Source organism: Streptomyces daghestanicus (genome assembly GCF_020521275.1).
GTDB classification, from domain to species: domain Bacteria; phylum Actinomycetota; class Actinomycetes; order Streptomycetales; family Streptomycetaceae; genus Streptomyces; species Streptomyces griseoviridis.
This window is the reverse complement of sequence record NZ_BNDX01000010.1, coordinates 339,909-362,142: the sequence shown is the minus strand read 5'-3', so window position 1 is coordinate 362,142 and position 22,234 is coordinate 339,909. Positions and strand designations below refer to the sequence as shown.

Genomic DNA, 22,234 nt, shown 5'->3' with positions numbered 1-22,234 from the left:
ACGTCGAAGGCCCCCTGTTTCCAGGGGGCCTTCGACATCGTGCCCGGTGAGGCACTGGCGGAGGATACGAGATTCGAACTCGTGAGGGGTTGCCCCCAACACGCTTTCCAAGCGTGCGCCCTAGGCCTCTAGGCGAATCCTCCGCTGGAGACATTACATGACGTCGGAGGGTGCTCGCGAACTCGTTCCGGGGGGCCGCGATCAGGTACGCTGGGTGCAGCCCCTCACGCGGCGCTATCTGACTGAACTCCCCCAGGGCCGGAAGGCAGCAAGGGTAGGTCGGCTCTGGCGGGTGCGTGGGGGGCGTTGTCGTTTCCGGGGCCGGGCCGGTTGTCAGTCGTCGCCTATAACCTCGTATGCGTGTCGTCTCTCGCGCTCTACCGCCGCTACCGCCCGGAGACCTTCGCGGAGGTCATCGGGCAGGAGCATGTCACCGACCCGCTGCAGCAGGCGCTGCGGAACAACCGGGTCAATCACGCGTACCTGTTCAGCGGTCCGCGCGGCTGCGGCAAGACGACCAGCGCCCGCATCCTGGCGCGCTGTCTGAACTGCGAGCAGGGGCCCACGCCCACGCCCTGCGGCGAGTGCCAGTCGTGCCGGGACCTCGCCAGGAACGGGCCGGGTTCGATCGACGTCATCGAGATCGACGCCGCGTCGCACGGTGGCGTCGACGACGCGCGTGACCTGCGGGAGAAGGCATTCTTCGGGCCCGCCGGCAGCCGGTACAAGATCTACATCATCGACGAGGCCCACATGGTCACGTCGGCCGGGTTCAACGCGCTGCTGAAGGTCGTCGAGGAGCCGCCGGAGCATCTCAAGTTCATCTTCGCGACCACCGAGCCCGAGAAGGTCATCGGCACCATCAGGTCGCGGACCCACCACTACCCCTTCCGGCTCGTCCCGCCCGGCACGCTCCGGGAGTACCTCGGCGAGGTGTGCGCCAAGGAGGACATCCCGGTCGCGGAAGGCGTGCTGCCGCTCGTCGTGCGGGCCGGCGCGGGGTCGGTGCGTGACTCCATGTCCGTCATGGACCAGTTGCTGGCCGGCGCGGGTGCCGAGGGTGTGACGTACGCCATGGCGACGGCCCTGCTCGGGTACACGGACGGCTCGTTGCTCGACTCCGTGGTCGAGGCGTTCGCCTCGGGGGACGGGGCCGCGGCCTTCGAGGTCGTCGACCGGATCATCGAGGGCGGCAACGATCCGCGGCGGTTCGTCGCCGACCTGCTGGAGCGGCTGCGCGACCTCGTGATCCTCGCGGCCGTGCCCGACGCCGCGGAGAAGGGGCTCATCGACGCCCCGGCCGACGTGATCGAGCGCATGCAGGCCCAGGCGCGCTCCTTCGGCGCCGCCGAGCTGAGCCGCGCCGCCGACCTGGTCAACGAGGGGCTCACCGAGATGCGCGGCGCCACCTCGCCCCGCCTCCAGCTGGAGCTGATCTGCGCACGCGTGCTGCTGCCCGCGGCGTACGGCGACGAGCGGTCGGTGATGGCCCGCCTGGACCGTATCGAGCGCGGGGTGAGCTTCTCCTCGGGCGCGGGCCTGCCGGCCGCCGGGTATGTGCCGGGACCCGAGGCCCACCCCGCCGCCGCGCCCGTGCCGCCGGGCGGCGGCGTCGCTGCGGCACGGGCGGCGGTCCGGGGACCGGGAGTGGCCGCACCGGCCGTTCCCGCAGGCCCGGACATGAACGCCGGTGCGGGTGCCGGTGCCGGTACGGGTGGTTCCGGCGACGCCCCCGCTCCCGCCTCGGCGCCCGTGCGGCCCGCCTCCGCGCCGCAGGCCACCGCGCCCGCGCGGCCCTCGCCCCCGCCCACTGCCGCCCCGAGCCCGCCCCCGCCCTCCGCCCCCGCCCAGCCGTCCGCGCCCGGTGCCTGGCCCACCGCTGCCCCCGCCGGCGGCGGCCGGCGTCCCGGTGGCTGGCCCACGGCCGCCCCCGCGGGCGGCGCCGGCCAGCCGCCGGCCCCGTCGTCCCCGCCCCCCGCCGCGGCCCCCGCACCCGCCCCGACGCCGGCTCCCGCCCCGTCCTCCGCCGGCCCCGCCTTCACGGCCCCCGGCGGCCTCGACCCCCGCACCCTCTGGCCGAACATCCTGGAGGCGGTCAAGAACCGCCGCCGGTTCACCTGGATCCTGCTCAGCCAGAACGCCCAGGTGACCGGCTTCGACGGCACCACCCTCCGCCTCGGCTTCGTCAACGCGGGCGCGCGGGACAACTTCGCGAGCAGCGGCAGCGAGGACGTACTGCGGCAGGCGCTGAGCGAGCAGTTCAACGTCCAGTGGAAGATCGAGGCGGTCGTCGACCCGTCCGGCGGCGGCTCGGCACCCCCGCCCCCGGCAGGCCCCTCCGGCGGCGGCCCGGCCGGTGGTGGCTACGGCGGTGGTGGGTACGGCGGTGGTGGGTACGGCACCTCCGCCCCCGCCCAGCGTCCGGCAGCGGCCTCCTCCCCGGCCCCCTCCGGCCCCGCGCCGTCCCCGACGGCCCCGGCGTCCTCCGCCCCCGTGTCGGCCCCGGCCCCCGCGGCCCGCCCCCCGGCGCCCGAGCCGCCGCCGGTCTCCATCGAGGACGACATCCCCGAGGACGACGACCCCGACCTCGACGAGTCGGCCCTCTCCGGCAAGGAACTGCTCGTCCGCGAGCTGGGGGCGACGGTGGTGGAGGAGATCGCCAACGAGTGAGCGCCGCCGGCCGGCGCGGGCTCCGGCCCGCACACGCTCCGGCCGTCGGTACTCCGGTCGTACGGCTGTTACTCGTGCGACCCGCGACCCGTCCGATCCGCGACCCGTTAGGGCCCGCGACCCGTACGACTCGTACGACCCGTGCGGCTCGCACCGCCCGTACGGGGTGCAGCCGTACGGGCCTCCCGCGCTCGCGCGCCCGCTCCCCTGCTCCTCGGACGATCCGACGAACGCCCCCGCCCCACCCGCTGGGCATCCCGTACAAAGGCCCCCGCCCGCTCCCGTTAGGCTGACCCCGTGAAGGTCCTCGTCATCGGCAGCGGTGCCCGCGAACACGCCCTGTGCCGTTCCCTGTCCCTCGACCCCGGCGTCACGGCGCTGCACTGCGCCCCCGGCAACGCCGGCATCGCCGAGGTCGCCGAGCTGCACCAGGTCGACGCCCTCGACGGCGTGGCGGTGACCGCGCTCGCCACGCGCCTCGGCGCCGAGCTGGTCGTGGTCGGCCCGGAGGCGCCCCTGGTCGCCGGGGTCGCCGACGCCGTGCGCGAGGCGGGCATCCCGGTCTTCGGCCCCTCCAAGGAGGCCGCGCGTCTGGAGGGCTCCAAGGCGTTCGCCAAGGACGTCATGGCCGGCGCCGGCGTGCCCACGGCCCGCTCGTACGTCTGCACCACCCCCGAGGAGGCGGACGCGGCCCTCACCGCGTTCGGAGCCCCGTACGTCGTGAAGGACGACGGTCTCGCCGCCGGCAAGGGCGTCGTCGTCACGGACGACATCGAGGCCGCCCGCGCCCACGCGCGCGCCTGCGGACGCGTCGTCATCGAGGAGTACCTCGACGGCCCCGAGGTCTCCCTTTTCGCCATCACCGACGGCGACAACGTACGTCCGCTCCAGCCCGCCCAGGACTTCAAGCGCGCGCTCGACGGCGACGAGGGCCCCAACACCGGCGGCATGGGCGCGTACTCCCCGCTGCCGTGGGCCGACCCCAAGCTCGTGGACGAGGTCGTGCACACCGTCCTCCAGCCCACCGTCGACGAGATGCGCCGCCGCGGCACCCCCTTCTCCGGTCTCCTCTACGCCGGGCTCGCGATCACCTCGCGCGGTGTCCGCGTGATCGAGTTCAACGCCCGTTTCGGCGACCCCGAGACCCAGGTCGTGCTGGCCCGGCTGAAGACCCCGCTGGCCGGCCTGCTGATGGCCGCCGCCACCGGCAACCTCGCCGATCTCGAACCCCTGCGCTGGAGCGAGGACGCGGCGGTCACCGTCGTCGTCGCCTCGCACAACTACCCCGGCACCCCGCGGACCGGCGACCCCATCACCGGCCTCGACGAGGTGGCCGCCGAGGACGCCCCGCACGCCTACGTGCTGCACGCCGGAACCCGGCGCGAGGGCGACGCCGTCGTCAGCGCCGGCGGCCGGGTGCTGTCCGTCACGGCCACCGGCGCCGACCTCACCGAGGCCCGCGACCGCGCCTACCGGGCCGTCGCCCGCATCGGCCTCGACGGCTCCCAGCACCGCACCGACATCGCGGCGAAGGCGGCGGCCGAGGTGACGACCGAGGCGTGACCGGCCCGCGTCGACGGACCGGGTGAGGACCGCGCACGGACGGAATCAGGCCCCGGTTCCCGGACTCCACGTCCCGGGAGCCGGGGCCTGATGTTCGCCGTCCGTCATCCACCTTTCCCCAAAGCCATTCCATCGAGTGACCGATGCCCCATACGGCTGACGGACCCCGGACCCCCAACTAGGGTGCGGCGCAAGCATTCCGGCACTTGGCCCACCGCGCATTGCGATGTCAGTGGCGGGTGCCACAGTGGGGGAGTGAGCACCAGCGGCGATCGCACCGCCACCAGGCGTGCGGGGTCAGTGAGGGGATGAGGTCCGGCATGAGCGGCATGGGCGTGGAGGAGCGGGGAGCGCTGGGCGCGCGTGCCCGGGCCCTGGCCGTGCTGCGGGTCCGCAGCCGGGCCCTCGCCGTCGCGCTGCTCCCGGCGGCCGCGGCGGTGATCCTGCTGGCGGGCGGAGCCACCGGCCGTCTCGTCGGCGCGGGCTGGGACGCCGCGCGCTGGACGGTGACCGTGCTCGCCCTCCTCGTCCTGCTCGCCGCCGCCGGGGTCGCCGCGGTGGTGGCCCGCGCGCGGCCCGCCGTCACCCCGACGGTCGCCGTCGCGGAGTCGTCGGCCCCTGACCTCTACCGGATGGTGCGCGACCTCGCCGACCGGCTCGACGTCCCCGCCCCGTCCGCGATAGCGCTCACCCCGGACTGCGACAGCTGGCTGGAGGACCGCACCCACCGGGCGCACGGCCGTCCGCCGCCCCCGGCGGGCGTCGACGACGGGACGGGTCCGGGCGGCCCCACCGACCGCCGGTCCTCCGCCGCGCCCGTCCTCGTCATCGGCTCCCCCTTCCTGTGGTGGATGCGTGTGGGCGAGCTGCGCGCGGTCCTCGCCCCGGTCGTCGCCGGTACGGGCCCGTCCGCGCACCCCGACATAGCCGCCGCCCGGCGTTTCGTCCGGGGCCTGGACGCGGCGGTGGCGGTGGCCGCGGAGCCGGGCCGGCACCCGCTGTCCCGTGCCGCGCGGGCCGGCGTCGGCTGGGTGGCCCGCCTGCTGCTGCGCGGTTGCCGGACGCACGCCGCCGAGATGGAGCGCGGGGTGGCGACCGCCGCCGCCGAGCGCGCCCAGGCCGTGGACTACGGGCTCCGGATCGTCGCGCAGGAGCAGGTCGGGCTGGCCTACGCGGGCTGGGACCGCCTGCTGACCCGGGTGGCGCTGCCCGCCTGGCGCACCGGTCGCTGGCCCACCCGGCTGGACGCGGGCGTCGTCGCCGCGCTGACCGAGCTGTCCCGCCGCGACCGGCTGGCCGAGGGCTTCGCCTCCCGGCTGGGCGAGCGTCCCGCCTGCGACCTGCTGGAGGAGCCCGGCGCGATGGACGAGGCCACCTCCCTCCTCGCCGCGCGCCTCTTCCACGGCGGCCCGGCCGAGCCCGGCGCCGACTGGGCGCCGCTGGAGTGGCACGAGTACCCGGAGGAGGTCGTCGACCGCACCTGGCGCACCGACGCGGCCCGCCTCCACCGGGTCCTGGACGCCCTCGGTGTCCGCCGCACCACCGACGACACCGGCCCGGAGACCGACGGCCCCACCCTGGCCCGCGTCCTCGACCACCTCACGGACGCGGCCCCGGCCACCGCCGGCACCGGCAGCGACACGACGGACGACGCCACCAGAACCGTGAGCGGCACGGACGCCACGCACGTCACGGACGACGACCACAACCCGAACGGCACGAGCGGCGGCCCGCACGACACCGCCCCCGCCCCCGGCACCGCCCCCGCACCCGACGTCGACTTCACCCCCGCACCCGTCTTCGACTTCACCCCCGCCTCCGACGTCGCCCCAGACCTCGACGATGACGACGACCTGTCCGGCACCACCGCCCGCGGCGCCGCGCTCGCCGCCGGCCTCACCGCCGAGCTGGCCCGCGAGGAGGCCGCGGCCGCCGCCGGCCTCCACCCCACCGAAAGACCGGCCCCGGCCGTCCACCCCCCGGCCCCCACCCCGGCCGCTCCCGAGACGGCCCTCTGGGACGACGGCCCCCTCCCCCTCCTCCCGCTGCGCCCCCCGCGCACCGGCCGCGAGATCCTCACCGACCACGTCACCGCGATGGTCTGCTGCGCCGCGATGGACACCGCCGGTGCCGCCCCCGGCCTGGACTGGCTCGACGGCCCGTCCCTGCTGATCCGCGGCGAGCGCGCCGCCGACCTGGCCCCCCGCGTCCTCGCCCTGGTCGAGACCGGCGACCCCGGCCCGCTGCGTACCTGGCTCACCGACCTGGGCATACGCCCCGAGAAGCCCGTACGCCTGGTCTGACCGCCGCCCGCTGCCCGCCGGCCACGGCTGCCCGTCGGCCACGATCGGTCACCGACCACGATCGGTCACCGACCACGACCGGCCACCGACCGCAGACCATCCCGCTCCCTCCTCCCGCACAACAGGTCCCCGCCACCCCCGACCACCCCTGGCACCCGGCCGCCCCGGCGCCCCCTCCACCCCCTCCCGCCCGCTGCCACCTCAGCGAACTCCCCGCGGACTCCGGCATTCCACTTCGACTCGGTCCGCGACGAACCGTGACAGCCCGCGTGCGAGATGTGATGTGCTGGGACCGATCGCGCACATGGCATTGGCGTACGTCATACGCACGACCACGGGGGCATGAGGGAGGGGATCGACCCATGGGGTCCGAGCAGATCCGCCGATGGGAATCCGGAGCACTCGCCCACGCCGTCACGGACCCCTTCGGCCAAGGGCCGGTGCCGTGGCTGCGCGGCGGCGAGACCTACTTCGGCGACAGCGGCCAGATCGTCCCCTGGTACGTCGATCCGGAGCCCGCCCCGCGGCCGGGCGGACGCGGCGGCGGGACCCGCGCCACGACAACCCGCAGCTCCCCGGACGGCGGCGGCCCCCGCGCCGCCGACGACGTGCACCTCCAGATCAAGGGATTCACCTCCACCGGCGCGGTCGCGCCCGGCGACGCGATCGACTTCCACATCACGGTGGACCCGCCCCAGGAGTTCTCCGTCGACGTCTACCGCATCGGCCACTACGGCGGCGACGGCGCCGCGAAGATCACCAGCAGCCCCCGGCTGTCCGGCATCGTGCAGCCCGCGCCGCTCGCCGCCGACCGCACCGTCTCCTGCCACCACTGGTGGCTGTCCTGGCGGCTCCAGGTCCCCACGTACTGGAACATCGGCGCGTACGTCGCCGTCCTCACCACCGCCGACGGCTACCGCTCCCACGTCCCTTTCACCGTCCGCGACAACCAACCCGCCGATCTGCTGCTGCTCCTGCCGGACATCACCTGGCAGGCGTACAACCTCTACCCGGAGGACGGCCGGGCAGGGGCCAGCCTCTACCACGCCTGGGACAAGGACGGCCGGCTGCTCGGCGAGGCCGACGCCGCCACGACCGTCTCCTTCGACCGCCCGTACGCGGGCGCCGGCCTGCCCCTCCACGTCGGCCACGCCTACGACTTCATCCGCTTCGCCGAGCGCTACGGCTACGACCTCGCCTACGCCGACGCCCGCGACCTGCACGCCGGCCGCGTCGACCCGACCCGCTACCGGGGCCTGGTCTTTCCCGGCCACGACGAGTACTGGTCCGCGGCGATGCGCCGCACCACCGAGCTGGCCCGCGAGCAGGGCACCTCCCTGGTCTTCCTCTCCGCCAACACCATGTACTGGCAGGTGGAGCTGTCCCCCTCCGCGTCCGGCGTCCCCGACCGCCTGCTGACCTGCCGCAAACGCAAAGGCCCTGGCAAGCCGGTGCTGTGGCGGGAAGTCGACCGCCCTGAGCAGGAGGTGCTCGGCATCCAGTACGCCGGCCGCGTCCCCGAGCCGCACCCGCTGATCGTGCGCAACGCCGACCACTGGCTGTGGGAGGCCACCGGCGCCCACGAGGGCGACCCGGTCGAGGACCTGGTCGCCGGCGAGGCGGACCGTTACTTCCCGCGCGCCCCACTGCCGCCGTACGACGAGCGGGTGCTGCTCGCGCACTCCCCGTACCGGGACCCCGACGGCGTCCCGCGCCACCAGGAGACGTCCCTGTACCGGTCGCCCTCCGGGGCGTGGGTCTTCGCGTCCGGGACGTTCGCCTGGTCCCCGGCCCTGGACCGTCCCGGCCACGTCGACCCGCGGATCCAACGCGCCACCGCCAACCTGATGGACCGCATCTGCAAACGCGACTGACCGGGACCCGACGGACCCGCGCCCCCGGCCGCCCCCGGCGGTTCCCCTCCCGCCCCACCCCCGACCCGCTGTCCTCCGCCCCGCACCCCGTACGGGAGAATGCGGAGGCATTGGACAGAACCACGGGGAGGAACCGTGTCCGGATTCGTCGAAAAGCCCGAGCCGACCGAGGTTCCGGGCCTGGTGCACCTGCACACCGGGAAGGTGCGCGAGCTGTACCGCAACGAGGCGGGCGACCTCGTGATGGTCGCCAGCGACCGCATCTCCGCCTACGACTGGGTGCTGCCGACCGAGATCCCCGACAAGGGCCGCGTCCTCACCCAGCTCTCCCTGTGGTGGTTCGACCAGCTCGCGGACCTGGTCCCGAACCACGTGCTGAGCACCGAGCTGCCCGCCGGCGCTCCCGCCGACTGGGCGGGCCGCACCCTGGTCTGCAAGTCGCTGGCCATGGTTCCGGTGGAGTGTGTGGCCCGCGGCTACCTCACCGGCTCCGGCCTGGTCGAGTACGACGCGTCCCGCACGGTCTGCGGCCTCGCCCTGCCCGAGGGCCTCGTCGACGGCTCCGAGCTGCCCGCGCCGATCTTCACCCCGGCCACCAAGGCCGAGGTCGGCGAGCACGACGAGAACGTCTCCTACGAGGAGGTCGCCCGCCAGGTCGGCGCCGACACCGCCGCCCGGCTGCGGCAGGCCACCCTCGCCGTGTACTCCCGGGCCCGGGACATCGCCCGTGACCGGGGGATCATCCTGGCCGACACCAAGTTCGAGTTCGGTTTCGAGGGCGAGGAGCTGATCCTCGCGGACGAGGTCCTCACCCCGGACTCCTCCCGCTTCTGGCCGGCCGGGACGTGGGAGCCGGGCCGCGCCCAGCCGTCGTACGACAAGCAGTACGTCCGGGACTGGCTGACCTCGGCGGAGTCCGGCTGGGACCGCAGGAGCGAGCAGCCCCCGCCGCCGCTGCCGCAGCGGGTCGTGGAGGCGACCCGTGCCAAGTACATCGAGGCGTACGAGCGGCTGACGGGCCTGAGCTGGTCCTGACCCCCCGGACCACATGGAAAAGCCCCCGGCCGGAGCCGGGGGCTTTTCCATCTGGAGCGAACGACGAGGTTCGAACTCGCGACCTCAACCTTGGCAAGGTTGCGCTCTACCAACTGAGCTACGTTCGCAGGTACTGCTCGCGCCTCCGCTTTCGCCGTGGCGCGAGCACCACTATACCCAACCTCGCTCTCGCGCGAGACGTACCGCGGCATGACGGTTCTCCGCCCCGAGCTTGGTCACCGCCGACGACAGGTAGTTCCGTACGGTCCCCTCCGCCAGCGCGGCCCGCTCGGCGATCTCCGCGACCGGCGCGCCGTCGGCGGCCAGTTCCAGGACCTCGGCCTCGCGCGCGGTCAGCGGCGAGTCCCCGGCGGAGATCGCGTCGGCGGCCAACTCCGGGTCGACGTACCGGTTTCCGGCCTGGACGGTGCGGATGATCTCGGCGAGCCGCTGGGCGCTCACCGTCTTCGGCACGAAGCCGCGCACCCCAGCCGCCAGGGCCCGCTTGAGGTGCCCGGGGCGGCCGTGGCCGGTCACGATCAGCACCTTGCAGCCGGGCAGCTCGGTGCGCAGCGATGTGGCCACCTTCACACCGTCGGCGCCGGGCATCTGGAGGTCGAGGACGGCCACGTCGGGGGCGTGCGCCCGCGCCATCGCCAGCGCCTCCGGGCCGGTGGCGGCCTCGGCGACCACCAGGAGGTCGTCCTCCAGGGCGAGCAGCGCGGCCAGCGCCCCCCGGATGAGGTGCTCGTCATCGGCGAGCAGCACCCGTACGACGTCACTCACGACGACCCCACCCCCCGCGCCCGTACGAAGTCACCCACGCCCCGCCTCTCGCACCCGCACGACGTCCCTCGCACCCCGACCCCGCCCCGCCTCCCGCACCCGCACGAACCTCCCTCACGCCACGCCGCAACACCACCCACACCCCTACGACGTCCCTCACGCCTCATCTCCCGCACCGGTCCCGGCGGCCACGGAGGCCCCGTTTCCCGCACCGGTCCCGGCGGCCACGGAGGCCCCGTTTCCCGCACCGGTCCCGGCGGCCACCGAGGCCCCGTTTCCCGCACCCGTCCCGACGGCTACCGAGGCCCCGGCGCCTGCCCCCACCCCCGCCCCCAGCGGCACCCGTGCCACCACCCGGAACACGTCCCCGTCAGCGGGCCCCGCCTCCAGCGTCCCGCCGACCGCGGTCAGCCGTTCGCGCAGCCCGGCCAGCCCCGAGCCGCCCCGCCCGCCCGCCGGTCCCCCGCCCGGCGCGCCGGGTGTCCCGCCGGGGGCGGCCCCGGCGCCGTCGTTCTCCACCGTCAGCACCACTCGCTCCCCGGTCGTCCGTACCGTCACGGCGCACCGCTGCGCGGCCCCGTGCCGCAGCACATTGGTGGTCGCCTCCCGCACCACCCAGCCGAGCGCCGACTGCACCGGTCCGGGCAGCCCGGCCGTGTCACCGGTCACCTCGCAGCGGATGCCCGCGGCCCCCAGGACGCCCCGGGCGCCGCCCAGTTCGGCCTCCAGGTCGGCCTCGCGGTATCCCCGTACGACGTCCCGTACCTCGCGCTGCGACTCGCGGGCGATGCGCTGCACCTCGATCATCTGCTCCACGCCCTCGGGCCGTCCGCGCCGGGTGAGCTGGACGGCGAGTTCGCTCTTGAGGGCGATCACCGCCAGGTTCCGGCCGATCACGTCGTGCAGGTCGCGGCCGAACCGCAGCCGTTCCTCGGCGACCGCGAGCCGGGCCCGGGTCTCGCGGGCCTCGTCGAGTTCGAAGACCGCGTTCAGCAGCCATACGGAGAAGACCGAGGTGAAGGCGAGGAAGCCGCCGCCCAGCACCACGCTGACCGAGGTGAGCAGCGCGGCCAGCGGATGCACGCCCAGGACGAGGGAGACGGCGACCGCGCCCGCCGCGTAGCCGCCGATGAGCGGGGCGACCCGCCGCCGGGGCAGCCCCAGCGCCATGAAGCCGATGCCGAAGGTGACGACGCAGCCGAAGAGGCCGCCCACCGCGGTGGCGAGGTCGTCGTCGTGCACGGGTCCGAACTGCACGAAGGCGATCGCCCCGGCCGCCAGCACGGCGGTGAGGACGCCGAGGGTCCACAGCAGCCGCACCGGCTGCTCGCGCCGCCCGCAGGTCCAGTCCAGCGCCCGCGCGCCGGTCACCGCGCAGACCGCGGCGTGCGCGGCGACCACCAGGCAGAGCGCGCCCGCCGGCCCGTGGCCCACCTGCGCGAAGACCGACAGTCCGGCCACGGAGACCTCGATCAGCGCGATGAAGTGGAACGACCACCGCGTGTACGTCTCCACCTTCGCCGGCGTGGTCTTGCCCCGCCACCAGCCGCCCGGCCTGCGCATCCGTGGCCCTCCCCGGTCCCGTCTCAGCGTCGTGGTTCCCAGCGGAACCACCGGCGTACAGCAAACACCGCGAGCACGGTCCAGGCCACCGCCGTCGCCAGGGCGCCCAGGGCCTCGCCGGCCGACAGGTCGCCGGTCCAGCCGCCGCGGACCAGCGCGACGACCGGGGTCAGCGGCAGCAGTTCGCAGACGGAGGCCAGCTTGTCGGGGAGGAGTTCCAGCGGGACGAACATGCCCGAGCCGATCACCGACACCATCATCAGCGGCATCGGGGTGACCTGCGCGCTCTCACCGGTCCGGGTGAAGGCCGCGGTGACGGCGGCGAGCGCGGCGCACATCACCAGCCCCAGCAGCAGACCGAGGACGGCCAGGTGCGGCGCGGGCGGCGCCGGCAGGTCCAGCAGGAGGGTGCAGCCGGCCGTGAGCAGCAGGCACTGGGCCAGTCCGATGACCACGGCCGGCAGGGCGGAGCCGCCCAGGATCTCGGCGTCGCGCAGTTCACCGGTGCGCAGCCGCTTGAGGACGAGTTCCTCGCGCCGGACGACGAAGACGCCGACCAGGGCGGAGTACACGGCGAAGAGCAGGGAGAAGCCGACCGCGGCGGGCAGGACCACGGTGCCCGGTGTCAGTCCGGCCCCGGCGAGGTCCATCTCCTCGGCCGCCGAGCGCACGCTGAGCGGCAGGACCAGCGGCACGAACACCGCGGCGAAGAGCGTGCCCTTGGCCCGGCCGAGCAGGGTCAGTTCGGCGCGGGCGAGGGCGGTCATCCGCCGCAGCGGCGTACTGGCCGGCCCCCGCGCGGCGCCGGTCCGGTCCTCGGTGGTGACGGTCATCGCACGCACTCCTTCGTCGAGAGGTCCGCCGCCGACCCGCCGCCGGCCTCTTCGGCGGCCCGCCGGGCGATCCCGAGGAACGCCTCCTCCAGGGAGGCCGGCCGCACGTCGAGGCGGCGCAGTTCCACCTCCGCGCTCGCGGCCCACATCAGCAGCCCGGTGGCGGTCCGCTGGAGTTCCCGGGTGCGCAGCCGGACCGTGCGGCCGTCGATGTCGTGGCCGCTGACGCCGAGTCCGGCGAGCGGCGGCAGGTCGCCCGCGAAGTACCCCTCGGGCAGTTCGAAGGAGATCCGGGACGGCTGCGCGGCGGTCACCTCGTCCGGTGTCCCGGTGGCGGCGATCCGGCCCTCGTGCATGATCGCGAGGCGGTCGGCGAGGTTCTCGGCCTCCTCCAGGTAGTGCGTGGTCAGCAGCACGGTCGTACCGCTGTCGCGCAGGGCCCGCGCCAACTCCCAGGTGTCGCGGCGGCCTTCGGCGTCCAGGCCGGTGGTGGGCTCGTCGAGGAAGAGCACCTCGGGCGAGCCGAGCAGCGCCATCGCCAGGTCCAGCCGGCGCCGCTGTCCGCCGGAGAGCTGCTTGACCCGGGTGCCGGTCTTCGCGCCGAGGCCGACCAGGTCCAGCACCTCCGCGACGGGCCGGGCGCCGCTGACGCAGCCCGCCCACATCCGCGCGGTCTCGGCGACGGTCAGCTCGGAGGGGAAGCCGCCCTCCTGGAGCATCACCCCGGTCCGGGGCCGTACGGCGGCCCGCTCGGTGTACGGGTCGTGCCCGAGCACCCTGATCCGTCCGGCGGTCGGCGGGGCGAGGCCCTCCAGGAGTTCGACCGTGGACGTCTTGCCGGCGCCGTTGGTGCCGAGCAGCGCGAAGATCTCGCCGCGGCGCACGGTGAAGCCGATCCCGCGCACCGCCTCGAACCCGCCCCCGTACACACGCCGCAGGCCGGTGACCTCAATCACGTGTCCGTGTTCGTTCGCATCCATGACTCCAGGGTCCCGGCGGCACGGGCGCCGGAGCAGTGCGCGGCGTCACGACTCGCCATGACAAATGTCAGACGGGCCAGGCCACTTGGAGACACGGGCACACGAGAGAACCCCCGGTCCAGAAGGACCGGGGGTTCTCTTCCCGAGCGGACGACGAGGCTCGAACTCGCGACCTCAACCTTGGCAAGGTTGCGCTCTACCAACTGAGCTACGTCCGCAATGCCGCCGACCAGCGTTCACCGATCGGTGCGAGCACCAGCCTACCCGATCGGATGAACCGGTCGGTACGGCGGTGCGGAGCGGGTGACAGGGATCGCACACTGCGTCTTCCCCCTGGAAGGGGGATGTTCTACTACTAAACTACACCCGCAAGCCCTCGTGAGCTGGGCTTTTCCGGCCCCGCCCCTCGGCGTGCTCCAGACTTTAGCTGATCGCCGGGGGTGTCGCGCAAGTCGGCTGCCGCCAGGGGCTCGTGACCGCCCGTCGGCCCCGGCTCACCGCGCCGCGGCGAAGGCCTCGTAGACCCGCTTGGGGATGCGGCCCCGGGCCGGGACCTCCATCCGGTTGGCCTGCGCCCAGGCGCGGACGGCCGCCGGGTCGGGGGCGACCTCCGTCTGCCGGTAGGCCTTGCCGGACCGCGACCGCTTGCGGCCGGCCTCCACGTACGGCTCCAGGGCCTCCCGCAGTTTCCGGGCGTGGGTCTCGTTCAGGTCGATCTCGTACATCCTGCCGTCGAGTCCGAAGGCGATCGTCTCCGCCGCTTCCGAGCCGTCGATGTCGTCGAAGAGAGTGACCACGACACGCTGCGCCACGAATATCGGTCCCTTCGTGCGGCATCTCCTCACTGACGTGCCGGGACGTCGTGGAGATGCCGACTGTTCGCCCGCAATTGGGCAAAGTATCGGCTAATGACATTTCATTTGTACAGTGCTCGGCAATGCAATGGGAAGACCGACTAAAACTCTTGGCGTGTCCGGCGCGCAATAGCTGCCCGCAGGTACTCGGCGATCTTTCCCTAAGCTTTTCCCGGGTCCCGCGCCCGATGCCGAATCGTGACAGGGCTCACGTACTTTCCTACAACTCTACACGCGTAGAAATTTCGGCGGCTTAAACCAGGTAGTCTGAAGGAACCTGCTCAGCACCACACACCGGGAGTGCCAGTGGCACGCGTCGTAGTCGACGTCATGCTCAAGCCCGAGATCCTCGACCCCCAGGGCCAGGCGGTGCAGCGCGCACTGCCGCGGCTGGGTTTCGAGGGGATCTCGGACGTACGTCAGGGAAAGCGTTTCGAACTGGAAGTTGACGGGCCGGTCGACGAGGCCGCCCTCGCCCGCATCCACGATCTTGCGGAATCCTTCCTCGCCAACACCGTGATCGAGGACTTCACCGTCCGCGTCGAGGAAGCGGCGGAAGTCGCGGGGGCGGTGAAGTGACCGCTCGTATTGGCGTCGTCACTTTCCCCGGCAGCCTCGACGACCGGGACACGCAGCGCGCGATCCGGGTCGCGGGCGCCGAGCCGGTGGCGCTCTGGCACAAGGACAAGGACCTCAAGCAGGTCGACGCCGTGGTGCTGTGCGGCGGCTTCTCCTACGGCGACTATCTGCGCGCCGGGGCCATCGCCCGCTTCTCGCCGGTGATGGACACCCTCATCGACCAGGCCAAGGCCGGTCTGCCGGTGCTCGGGATCTGCAACGGCTTCCAGATCCTCACCGAGGCGCACCTGCTCCCCGGCGGCATGCTGGGCAACGACCACCTGCACTTCATCTGCCGTGACCAGAAGCTGCGGGTGGAGAACGCCGGGACGGCCTGGACCAGCGACTACAGCGCCGGCCAGGAGATCCACATCCCGCTGAAGAACATGGACGGCCGGTACGTCGCCGACCCGCGGACGCTGGACGAGCTGGAGGCCGAGGGCCGCGTCGCCTTCCGCTACCTGGACGTCAACCCCAACGGCTCGCTCAACGACATCGCCGGCATCACCAACGCGGCGGGCAACGTCGTCGGTCTGATGCCGCACCCGGAGCACGCCGTGGAGCCGCTCATCGGCACCGGCCGCACCGACGGCCTCCCCTTCTTCACCTCGATCCTCAAGAAGCTGGTCAACGCATGAGCCGGACGCCTCTGGACACGGTCGAGCACGCGGCCGCGACCCCCGACGTCGAGCTGCCCTGGGCCGAACTGGGCCTGAAGAAGGACGAGTACGAGCGGGTCGTGGAGATTCTCGGCCGCCGCCCCACCGGCGCGGAGCTGGCCATGTACTCGGTGATGTGGTCCGAGCACTGCTCGTACAAGAGCAGCAAGGTGCACCTGCGCCAGTTCGGCGAGAAGGCCCCCGAGTCCGACGCCCTGCTCGTCGGCATCGGCGAGAACGCGGGCGTCGTCGACGTCGGCCAGGGCTACGCGGTCACCTTCAAGGTCGAGTCGCACAACCACCCGTCGTACGTGGAGCCCTACCAGGGCGCGGCCACCGGCGTCGGCGGCATCGTCCGCGACATCATCGCGATGGGCGCCCGCCCGGTCGCCGTGGTCGACCCGCTGCGTTTCGGCGCCGCCGACCACCCCGACACCAAGCGCGTGCTGCCCGGCGTCGTCGCCGGCATCGGCGGCTACGGCAACTGCCTGGGCCTGCCCAACATCGGCGGCGAGGTCGTCTTCGACGCCTGCTACCAGGGCAACCCGCTGGTCAACGCCGGTGCCATCGGCGTCATGCGGCACGAGGACATCCACCTCGCCAAGGCGTCCGGCGCCGGCAACAAGGTCATCCTCTACGGGGCCCGCACCGGCGGCGACGGCATCGGCGGCGCGTCGATCCTGGCCAGCGAGACCTTCGACGACGCCAAGCCGTCGAAGCGCCCCGCCGTCCAGGTCGGCGACCCCTTCCAGGAGAAGCTCCTCATCGAGTGCACCCTGGAGGCGTTCAAGGAGAAGCTGGTCGTCGGTATCCAGGACCTCGGCGCGGCCGGCCTGTCCTGCGCCACCTCCGAGCTGGCCTCCAACGGCTCCGGCGGCATGCGCGTCACCCTGGACGACGTACCGCTGCGCGACTCCACGCTCTCGCCCGAGGAGATCCTCATGAGCGAGTCGCAGGAGCGCATGTGCGCGGTGGTCGAGCCCGGGAAGGTCGACCGTTTCCTGGAGATCTGCGACAAGTGGGACGTCATCGCCACCGTCATCGGTGAGGTCACGGACGGCGACCGCCTGGAGATCTTCTGGCACGGTGGGAAGATCGTCGACGTCGACCCGCGCACCGTCGCCCACGACGGCCCGGTCTACGAGCGCCCCTACGCCCGCCCCGACTGGCAGGACGCCCTCCAGGCCGACGACGCGAACAAGCTGCCCCGGCCGCAGTCCGGCGAGGAGCTGAAGGACCAGGTCCTGAGGCTGGTCTCCTCCCCGAACCAGGCCAGCAAGAAGTGGATCACCCAGCAGTACGACCACTTCGTGCAGGGCAACACCGTCCTCGCCCAGCCCGAGGACAGCGGCATGATCCGCGTCGACGAGGAGAGCGGCCTCGGCGTCGCCATCGCCACGGACGGCAACGGCCGGTACGCCAAGCTCGACCCGTACACCGGCGCCCAGCTCGCCCTGGCGGAGGCGTACCGCAACGTCGCCACCACCGGCGCCAAGCCCCTCGCCGTCTCCGACTGCCTGAACTTCGGCTCGCCCGAGGACCCGGCCGTCATGTGGCAGTTCGCGGAGGCCGTCCGCGGCCTGGCGGACGGCTGCCGGCAGCTCGGCACCCCGGTGACCGGCGGCAACGTCTCCCTCTACAACCAGACCGGCGAGGCCGCCATCCACCCCACGCCGGTGGTGGCCGTCCTCGGCGTCATCGACGACGTGGCCCGGCGCACCCCGGTCGCCTTCCAGGAAGAGGGCCAGCTCCTCTACCTGCTCGGCGACACCCGCGAGGAGTTCGGCGGCTCGGCCTGGTCCCAGGTGATCCACGACCACCTCGGCGGCCTGCCCCCGAAGGTCGACCTGGAGCGCGAGCGGCTGCTCGGCGAGATCCTGATCTCCGCCTCCCGCGACGGCATGATCGACTCCGCGCACGACCTGTCCGACGGCGGTCTCGTCCAGGCGGTCGTGGAGTCGGCGCTGCTGGGCGACAAGGGCGCGCGGCTCGTCGTACCCGACGGGCTCGACGCGTTCACCTTCCTGTTCTCCGAGTCGGCCGGCCGCGCGCTCGTCGCCGTCCCGCGCTCGGAGGAGCTGCGCTTCACCGACATGTGCGGCGCGCGGGGCCTGCCCGCCACCCGCGTCGGCGTGGTCGACGGGGACGCCGTCGAGGTCCAGGGCGAGTTCGCGCTGCCCCTGGCCGAGCTGCGCGAGGCGCACGAGGGCACCATCCCGGCGCTGCTGGCCTGACCCGCCGCGCCCGTACGGGCCACCGTTCCGGACACCCCGCGGGGGACCGGGGCGGTGGCCCGTCGCCGTCCGCGGTGCCCGGGTTTCCCGAATCGTCCTGACGGGCACGGTGGTTGTGCCAACCTGAAGGCGTACGTGCGACGGGAACACCTGGGTGGGGGCCCCGATGGGTGAGCGGTTGCGGATCAGGTTCGAGGCGGACGGGCCGGAGCGCGAGGAGGAACTCCGTTCCCTGCTCGACTGGCTCGCGGACGACCGGTCGCTCCGCGGCCACCTCCGGCTGGAGCGGATCGAGGGGGAGAGCCCGGGGCGGATGAGCCCGGAGATCGCTGCGGTCCTCGCCGTGATCTCCACCGCGGCCGGCGTGCTGCAACTGCCCCTGTCGTACCTCGCGTGGCGGCAGAGCCGCAGCGACCGGACACCACCGGTCACCGTCCGGATCATCGGCGGCGACCCCGCCCGGGCCGAGGAACTGCTGCGCGCGCTGCGCGGCGAGACCCCGGAGGACAGCTCCGACGAGGGGCGGACGTGACCACCCCCGCCGACCCCGCCCCGCCCGCCGGTCCCCGGAGCCGGATCGACCCGGCCCGCTCCGCCTGCGTCCTGATCGGCGTGGACGACTACACCGTCCTCGACTCCCTGCGCAGCGTCCGGCACAACCTCGTGGACCTGCGCGCCGCCCTCACCGACCCGGAGATCTGGGGCATCCCCGAGGACCGCGTCCTCACGGTCGGCAACCCGGCCTCCGCGCGCGAGCTGATCGCCCCCGTCCGCAGGGCCGCCGAACTCGCCGAGGACACGCTGATCGTCTACTACGCGGGGCACGGCCTGATCGAGCGCCGCGAGAAGCAGCTGCTGCTCACCCTCCCCGACGCCGAGGACGACAAGCCCGAGACCTGCGTGCGGGCGGCCGACGTGAGCGCCGCCATCGGCGACACGGGTGCCGCCCAGCGCCGCGTCCTGATCCTCGACTGCTGCTTCAGCGGCAAGGTGCTCAGCGAGATGGCCGGCGAGGACCCCGGCAAGCAGGGCGGCAAGCTGGCGCTGCGGACGCTGCACGACGTCTCGGGGTCGTACGTCATGACCTCCGCGCCCAGGGACCGCCCCTCGCACGCCCCGGACCCCACGCGCTGCTCGGTCTTCACCGGAGCGCTGGTGGACGTGCTGCGGCAGGGGGTCGCGGACGGCCCCGACATGCTGGGACTGCACCACCTCTTCACGGAGGTGAAGAAGCGGATCGCGGAGATCCGGCCCATGATGCCCCAGCCCCAGGACGAGGACCGCAACGGCGTCGGCGGGCTGGACTTCGTCCGCAACGTGGCGGTGCTGCCGCCGCTGACCCCACCGGCCGACCGCGCCGCCGAGCCGCCCCGCGGCCGCGCCCGCACCCTCCTGTGGCCGCTCGCCGCCGCGGCGGCCGGCCTCGCGGTCGGCCTCGGCGCCCCCGGAGCCGTCGACTGGTGGCACACCGCGCACCCCGCCGCCGCGACCGGCGAGTGCGGCGGCCACCTGTCCACCCCCGACGCGCCCCGCGCCGTCCTCCTCGACCACTCCGACGCGCTGGACAAACGGAACGTCGACTACGAGAACATCGTCGGTCTCTCCTCCCTCGCCCTCGTCGCCGAGGGAGAGGACGGCGTCGAGGCGCTCGCCCTCGCCGACAATTCCCCCGGGCTGCTCTTCCCCCTCCGCCTCGGCACCCCCTCCGACCTGGACCCCGTCGCCGACACGGCGCGCACGCTGCGCCGGCCGGACGGCACCACGTTCCCCGAGAAGCGGCCCGACGCCGAGGGCCTCGTCATCGAACAGGGCGGCCGGACCGTCCTGGTCGCCTCCGAGGACGGCCCGGCCATCCGTCGCTTCGACACCGCCACGGGCAAGCAGCTCGGCAAGGATTTCGCCATCCCGGAGGAACTGCGCTATTCACCCGAGGGCAGCGCCCAGGTCGGCCGGGGAATCGAGTCCCTCGCCCTCTCACCGGACGGCCGGCACCTCTACGCGGGCTGGGAGGCGCCCCTCGCCAAGGACGGCGACAAGCGCGGGCGCCCCGTGATCCGCGTCCAGCGGTACACGGGGGAACCCGCCGGCACCTACACACCGGACGAGCAGTACGCCTATCTCGCCGGTGACGGGATGAACCTGGTGGAGCTGGTCGCCCTCGACAACACCGGCGACCTGCTCGCCCTGGAGCGCGAGCACACCTCCGACCTCGGCACCTCCATCCGGGTCGTCCAGATCTCCCTGCGCGACGCCCCCGCAGTGAACGACAAGGACTCCCTCCACTCGGACTCGGCGGACAACTTCGCCGACGAAACCCCCGTCCTCTCCCTCACCGCCTGCCCCTCGGGCGGCCCCGGAGCCGTCGCCACCCCCGGCTCCAACCCGGTCAACCCGCTGGTCGACAACGTCGAGGGCATGGCCGTGGGCAAGGCGTGGACCTCCGGCGCGTACGAGGGCTGGCGCCCCCTGTACCTGGTCTCCGACGACAACGGCAGCGGCGACCAGATCACCCGCCTGTACTCCCTCGCGCTGCGCCTGGAACCGTAGGCGCCCCGCGAAGACCCCGGCATAAGCTCGCCCCCATGCCGACGACGTCCAGGAAACGCCCCCGCTCCTACGACCCCGCCCGCACCCGCGCCGCCGTCCTCGCGCAGTCCGGGCACGTCCGGGAGGCCGTCCGCGGTCTCACCCCGGAGCAGCTCGCCCGGCCGACCCGGCTCGGCGACTGGACGGTACGGGACCTGGTCGCGCACATCGGCATGGCGCTCACCGCCGTACACCGCGCCCTGGACCGGCCGGCGCCGCCCGAGCGGACCGTCCAGGTGACCGAGTGGCCCTTCGCCACCGCCGGGAAGTCCGCCGCGATCGCCGACTTCACCCGGCGGCTCGCCGCCGACCACCCCGACCTCGACGCCTACCTCGCCGGTGTCGACGAGAGCCTGCGCGCCCTGCTCGACACCCACCCCGGCGGGCGGCTCCTCCAGACCAACGCGGGCGCGCTGCCGCTGGACGACTACGTCGTCACCCGCGCCGTCGAACTCGTCGTCCACACCGACGACCTGAACGCCGCCGTGCCCGGCCTCGGCGTCCCCCTCGACCGGCAGGCCCTGGCCACCGCCACCCGGCTGCTGGCCGACGCGCTCGCCCTCAAGGCGCCCGGCGGCGCCACGGAGGTACGGGTCCCGCCGTACGCCGTCGTGCAGTGCGTCGAGGGCCCCCGGCATACCCGGGGCACCCCGCCCAACGTCGTGGAGACCGACCCGCTCACCTGGCTCCGCCTCGCCACCGGGCGGCTGACCTGGGCCGACGCGGTCAAGGACGCCAAGGTCAGCGCCAGTGGGGAGCGCGCCGACCTCGGCGGGCTGCTGCCGATCCTCGGCTGACGGGAACCGGTTCCCCCGGACGCCCGTCGAATGGTCATGTACAGGCAGAAGCAGCGCACGATCATGACGGTGGCCGCCGCCGCGCTCGTCCCGCTCGCGGCGGCCTGCGGGGGCGAACACGCGGCCGGCGGCAGCACCTCGGCCGACGGCGAGGCCCAGGAGGTGACCGGCGTCCACTGGGCGATCGACAGCGTCACCACCGGCGGCGAGCGCCGGCAGGTCCCCCAGGGAGCCCACCTGACCCTCACCGCCGACGGCACCGCCGAGGGCAGCTACGGCTGCAACGACTTCCACGCCAAGGCGTCCGTCGACGGCGGCCGGGTCCGCCTCAGCGACGCCCGCTCGACCGAGATCGCCTGCGTCGGCCGGTCCGCCGACCTGGAGAAGTCCCTCGCCCGCGCCCTCACCGCCGGCCCCCTCACCGCCAAGGCCGACCACGGCCGCCTGACCCTCACCACCGCCGGCGGCGACACCGTCCGCCTCAGCGAGCGCCGGGACGCCCCGCTCCACGGCACCACCTGGACGGTGACCAGCCCCGGCACGGCCGGCCGCGCGCACCTCGTCTTCGACCGCTCCGCCGGGAACACCGCCACCGTCACCGGCCGCCTCGGCTGCAACCGCGTCACCGCGCGGGCCACGGTCGGCGACGGACGTATCACCCTGGGCCCGGCCACCACCACCCGAATGATGTGCGAAGACTCACTCATGGACGCCGAGAAGCGTCTGACGGGCCTTTTCGACCAGCGGATCGAGTATCGAATCGATCAGCGGACCCTCACGCTGACCAGCGCAAACGGCGAGACCGTCCGGGCCGTCGCGGAGCGGTGACACACGGGGGCGGCCCGATCCCCCATTCGGATCAGCCGCCGACCTCCCCTA

The 22,234-nt window shown here is 73.7% G+C and carries 17 protein-coding genes, 4 tRNA genes and 1 other RNA gene; 13 read left to right on the top strand and 9 right to left on the bottom strand.

Annotated features, from left to right (window positions below):
- Positions 1 to 55 precede the first annotated feature (55 nt).
- A tRNA-Ser gene (locus Sdagh_RS20645) sits at positions 56 to 143 on the bottom strand.
- Between the two features lie 72 nt (positions 144 to 215).
- On the opposite strand from Sdagh_RS20645, the gene ffs reads away from it, so the two are divergent.
- The 6 genes from ffs to Sdagh_RS20615 all read left to right on the top strand — a co-directional run bounded on the left by ffs (position 216) and on the right by Sdagh_RS20615 (position 9,445).
- Positions 216 to 314, top strand: an RNA gene (gene ffs, locus Sdagh_RS20640) — signal recognition particle sRNA small type.
- A gap of 46 nt (positions 315 to 360) precedes the next feature.
- Positions 361 to 2,670 (top strand): DNA polymerase III subunit gamma and tau, encoded by a 2,310-nt coding sequence (locus Sdagh_RS20635; protein WP_190076889.1) that lies wholly within the window; start codon positions 361 to 363, stop codon positions 2,668 to 2,670.
- Between the two features lie 297 nt (positions 2,671 to 2,967).
- Positions 2,968 to 4,233, top strand: coding sequence for a phosphoribosylamine--glycine ligase (gene purD, locus Sdagh_RS20630; RefSeq protein WP_190076888.1), 1,266 nt, complete (start codon positions 2,968 to 2,970; stop codon positions 4,231 to 4,233).
- 320 nt (positions 4,234 to 4,553) lie between these two features.
- On the top strand, positions 4,554 to 6,536 hold the full coding sequence (locus Sdagh_RS20625; RefSeq protein ID WP_190076887.1) for a M48 family metalloprotease: 1,983 nt from the start codon (positions 4,554 to 4,556) through the stop codon (positions 6,534 to 6,536).
- Positions 6,537 to 6,898: 362 nt separating this feature from the next.
- The gene (locus Sdagh_RS20620; RefSeq protein WP_190076886.1) at positions 6,899 to 8,410 is read left to right on the top strand and encodes a N,N-dimethylformamidase beta subunit family domain-containing protein; all 1,512 of its coding nucleotides are present in this window, start codon (positions 6,899 to 6,901) and stop codon (positions 8,408 to 8,410) included.
- A gap of 135 nt (positions 8,411 to 8,545) precedes the next feature.
- Positions 8,546 to 9,445 (top strand): phosphoribosylaminoimidazolesuccinocarboxamide synthase, encoded by a 900-nt coding sequence (locus tag Sdagh_RS20615; protein ID WP_190076885.1) that lies wholly within the window; start codon positions 8,546 to 8,548, stop codon positions 9,443 to 9,445.
- 52 nt (positions 9,446 to 9,497) lie between these two features.
- Here the strand turns inward: Sdagh_RS20615 and Sdagh_RS20610 are convergent.
- The 8 genes from Sdagh_RS20610 to Sdagh_RS20575 all read right to left on the bottom strand — a co-directional run bounded on the left by Sdagh_RS20610 (position 9,498) and on the right by Sdagh_RS20575 (position 14,419).
- Positions 9,498 to 9,573 (bottom strand) — tRNA-Gly (locus Sdagh_RS20610).
- Between the two features lie 43 nt (positions 9,574 to 9,616).
- A complete protein-coding gene (locus Sdagh_RS20605) occupies positions 9,617 to 10,231 on the bottom strand; it encodes a response regulator transcription factor (RefSeq protein WP_189417106.1) in 615 nt (204 codons plus the stop codon).
- A gap of 156 nt (positions 10,232 to 10,387) precedes the next feature.
- On the bottom strand, positions 10,388 to 11,794 hold the full coding sequence (locus Sdagh_RS20600) for a sensor histidine kinase (RefSeq protein WP_189417109.1): 1,407 nt from the start codon (positions 11,792 to 11,794) through the stop codon (positions 10,388 to 10,390).
- 23 nt (positions 11,795 to 11,817) lie between these two features.
- Positions 11,818 to 12,627 (bottom strand): ABC transporter permease, encoded by an 810-nt coding sequence (locus Sdagh_RS20595; protein WP_189417111.1) that lies wholly within the window; start codon positions 12,625 to 12,627, stop codon positions 11,818 to 11,820.
- A complete protein-coding gene (locus Sdagh_RS20590; protein ID WP_190076884.1) occupies positions 12,624 to 13,607 on the bottom strand; it encodes an ABC transporter ATP-binding protein in 984 nt (327 codons plus the stop codon). The genes Sdagh_RS20595 and Sdagh_RS20590 overlap by 4 nt, the downstream gene beginning before the upstream one ends.
- A 145-nt stretch (positions 13,608 to 13,752) precedes the next feature.
- Positions 13,753 to 13,825, bottom strand: a tRNA-Gly gene (locus Sdagh_RS20585).
- An 80-nt stretch (positions 13,826 to 13,905) separates the two neighbouring features.
- Positions 13,906 to 13,977: transfer RNA gene (locus tag Sdagh_RS20580), tRNA-Gly, on the bottom strand.
- A 124-nt stretch (positions 13,978 to 14,101) separates the two neighbouring features.
- Complete coding sequence (locus Sdagh_RS20575) at positions 14,102 to 14,419, bottom strand: histone-like nucleoid-structuring protein Lsr2 (RefSeq protein ID WP_189417113.1); 318 nt, start codon at positions 14,417 to 14,419, stop codon at positions 14,102 to 14,104.
- Positions 14,420 to 14,767: 348 nt separating this feature from the next.
- On the opposite strand from Sdagh_RS20575, the gene purS reads away from it, so the two are divergent.
- The 7 genes from purS (at position 14,768) to Sdagh_RS20540 (ending at position 22,183) form a co-directional block, all read left to right on the top strand.
- Positions 14,768 to 15,040 carry a phosphoribosylformylglycinamidine synthase subunit PurS gene (purS, locus tag Sdagh_RS20570; protein ID WP_029382608.1) on the top strand — a complete coding sequence of 91 codons (273 nt, stop codon included), beginning with the start codon at positions 14,768 to 14,770 and terminating at the stop codon, positions 15,038 to 15,040.
- Complete coding sequence (gene purQ, locus Sdagh_RS20565) at positions 15,037 to 15,717, top strand: phosphoribosylformylglycinamidine synthase subunit PurQ (protein WP_189417114.1); 681 nt, start codon at positions 15,037 to 15,039, stop codon at positions 15,715 to 15,717. The genes purS and purQ overlap by 4 nt, the downstream gene beginning before the upstream one ends.
- Positions 15,714 to 17,972: a phosphoribosylformylglycinamidine synthase subunit PurL gene (purL, locus tag Sdagh_RS20560; RefSeq protein ID WP_189417115.1), complete on the top strand. Its 2,259-nt coding sequence runs from the start codon at positions 15,714 to 15,716 to the stop codon at positions 17,970 to 17,972. The genes purQ and purL overlap by 4 nt, the downstream gene beginning before the upstream one ends.
- Before the next feature lie 166 nt (positions 17,973 to 18,138).
- Entirely contained in the window at positions 18,139 to 18,504 is a 366-nt protein-coding gene (locus tag Sdagh_RS20555) for an effector-associated constant component EACC1 (RefSeq protein WP_226535482.1), read from the top strand.
- Positions 18,501 to 20,519: a caspase, EACC1-associated type gene (locus Sdagh_RS20550; RefSeq protein ID WP_189417117.1), complete on the top strand. Its 2,019-nt coding sequence runs from the start codon at positions 18,501 to 18,503 to the stop codon at positions 20,517 to 20,519. The genes Sdagh_RS20555 and Sdagh_RS20550 overlap by 4 nt, the downstream gene beginning before the upstream one ends.
- 35 nt (positions 20,520 to 20,554) lie before the next feature.
- Positions 20,555 to 21,355, top strand: coding sequence for a maleylpyruvate isomerase family mycothiol-dependent enzyme (locus tag Sdagh_RS20545; protein ID WP_189417119.1), 801 nt, complete (start codon positions 20,555 to 20,557; stop codon positions 21,353 to 21,355).
- A gap of 36 nt (positions 21,356 to 21,391) precedes the next feature.
- A complete protein-coding gene (locus Sdagh_RS20540; RefSeq protein ID WP_189417122.1) occupies positions 21,392 to 22,183 on the top strand; it encodes an META domain-containing protein in 792 nt (263 codons plus the stop codon).
- Positions 22,184 to 22,234: the final 51 nt, after the last annotated feature.

Coding starts and splice junctions, on each gene's coding strand:
- Sdagh_RS20625 (WP_190076887.1), top strand. CDS start 4,554: ATGAGCGGCATGGGCGTGGAGGAGCGGGGAGCGCTGGGCGCGCGTGCC.
- Sdagh_RS20620 (WP_190076886.1), top strand. CDS start 6,899: ATGGGGTCCGAGCAGATCCGCCGATGGGAATCCGGAGCACTCGCCCAC.
- Sdagh_RS20600 (WP_189417109.1), bottom strand. CDS start 11,794: ATGCGCAGGCCGGGCGGCTGGTGGCGGGGCAAGACCACGCCGGCGAAG.
- Sdagh_RS20595 (WP_189417111.1), bottom strand. CDS start 12,627: ATGACCGTCACCACCGAGGACCGGACCGGCGCCGCGCGGGGGCCGGCC.
- Sdagh_RS20590 (WP_190076884.1), bottom strand. CDS start 13,607: ATGGATGCGAACGAACACGGACACGTGATTGAGGTCACCGGCCTGCGG.
- purL (WP_189417115.1), top strand. CDS start 15,714: ATGAGCCGGACGCCTCTGGACACGGTCGAGCACGCGGCCGCGACCCCC.
- Sdagh_RS20555 (WP_226535482.1), top strand. CDS start 18,139: ATGGGTGAGCGGTTGCGGATCAGGTTCGAGGCGGACGGGCCGGAGCGC.
- Sdagh_RS20545 (WP_189417119.1), top strand. CDS start 20,555: ATGCCGACGACGTCCAGGAAACGCCCCCGCTCCTACGACCCCGCCCGC.
- Sdagh_RS20540 (WP_189417122.1), top strand. CDS start 21,392: ATGTACAGGCAGAAGCAGCGCACGATCATGACGGTGGCCGCCGCCGCG.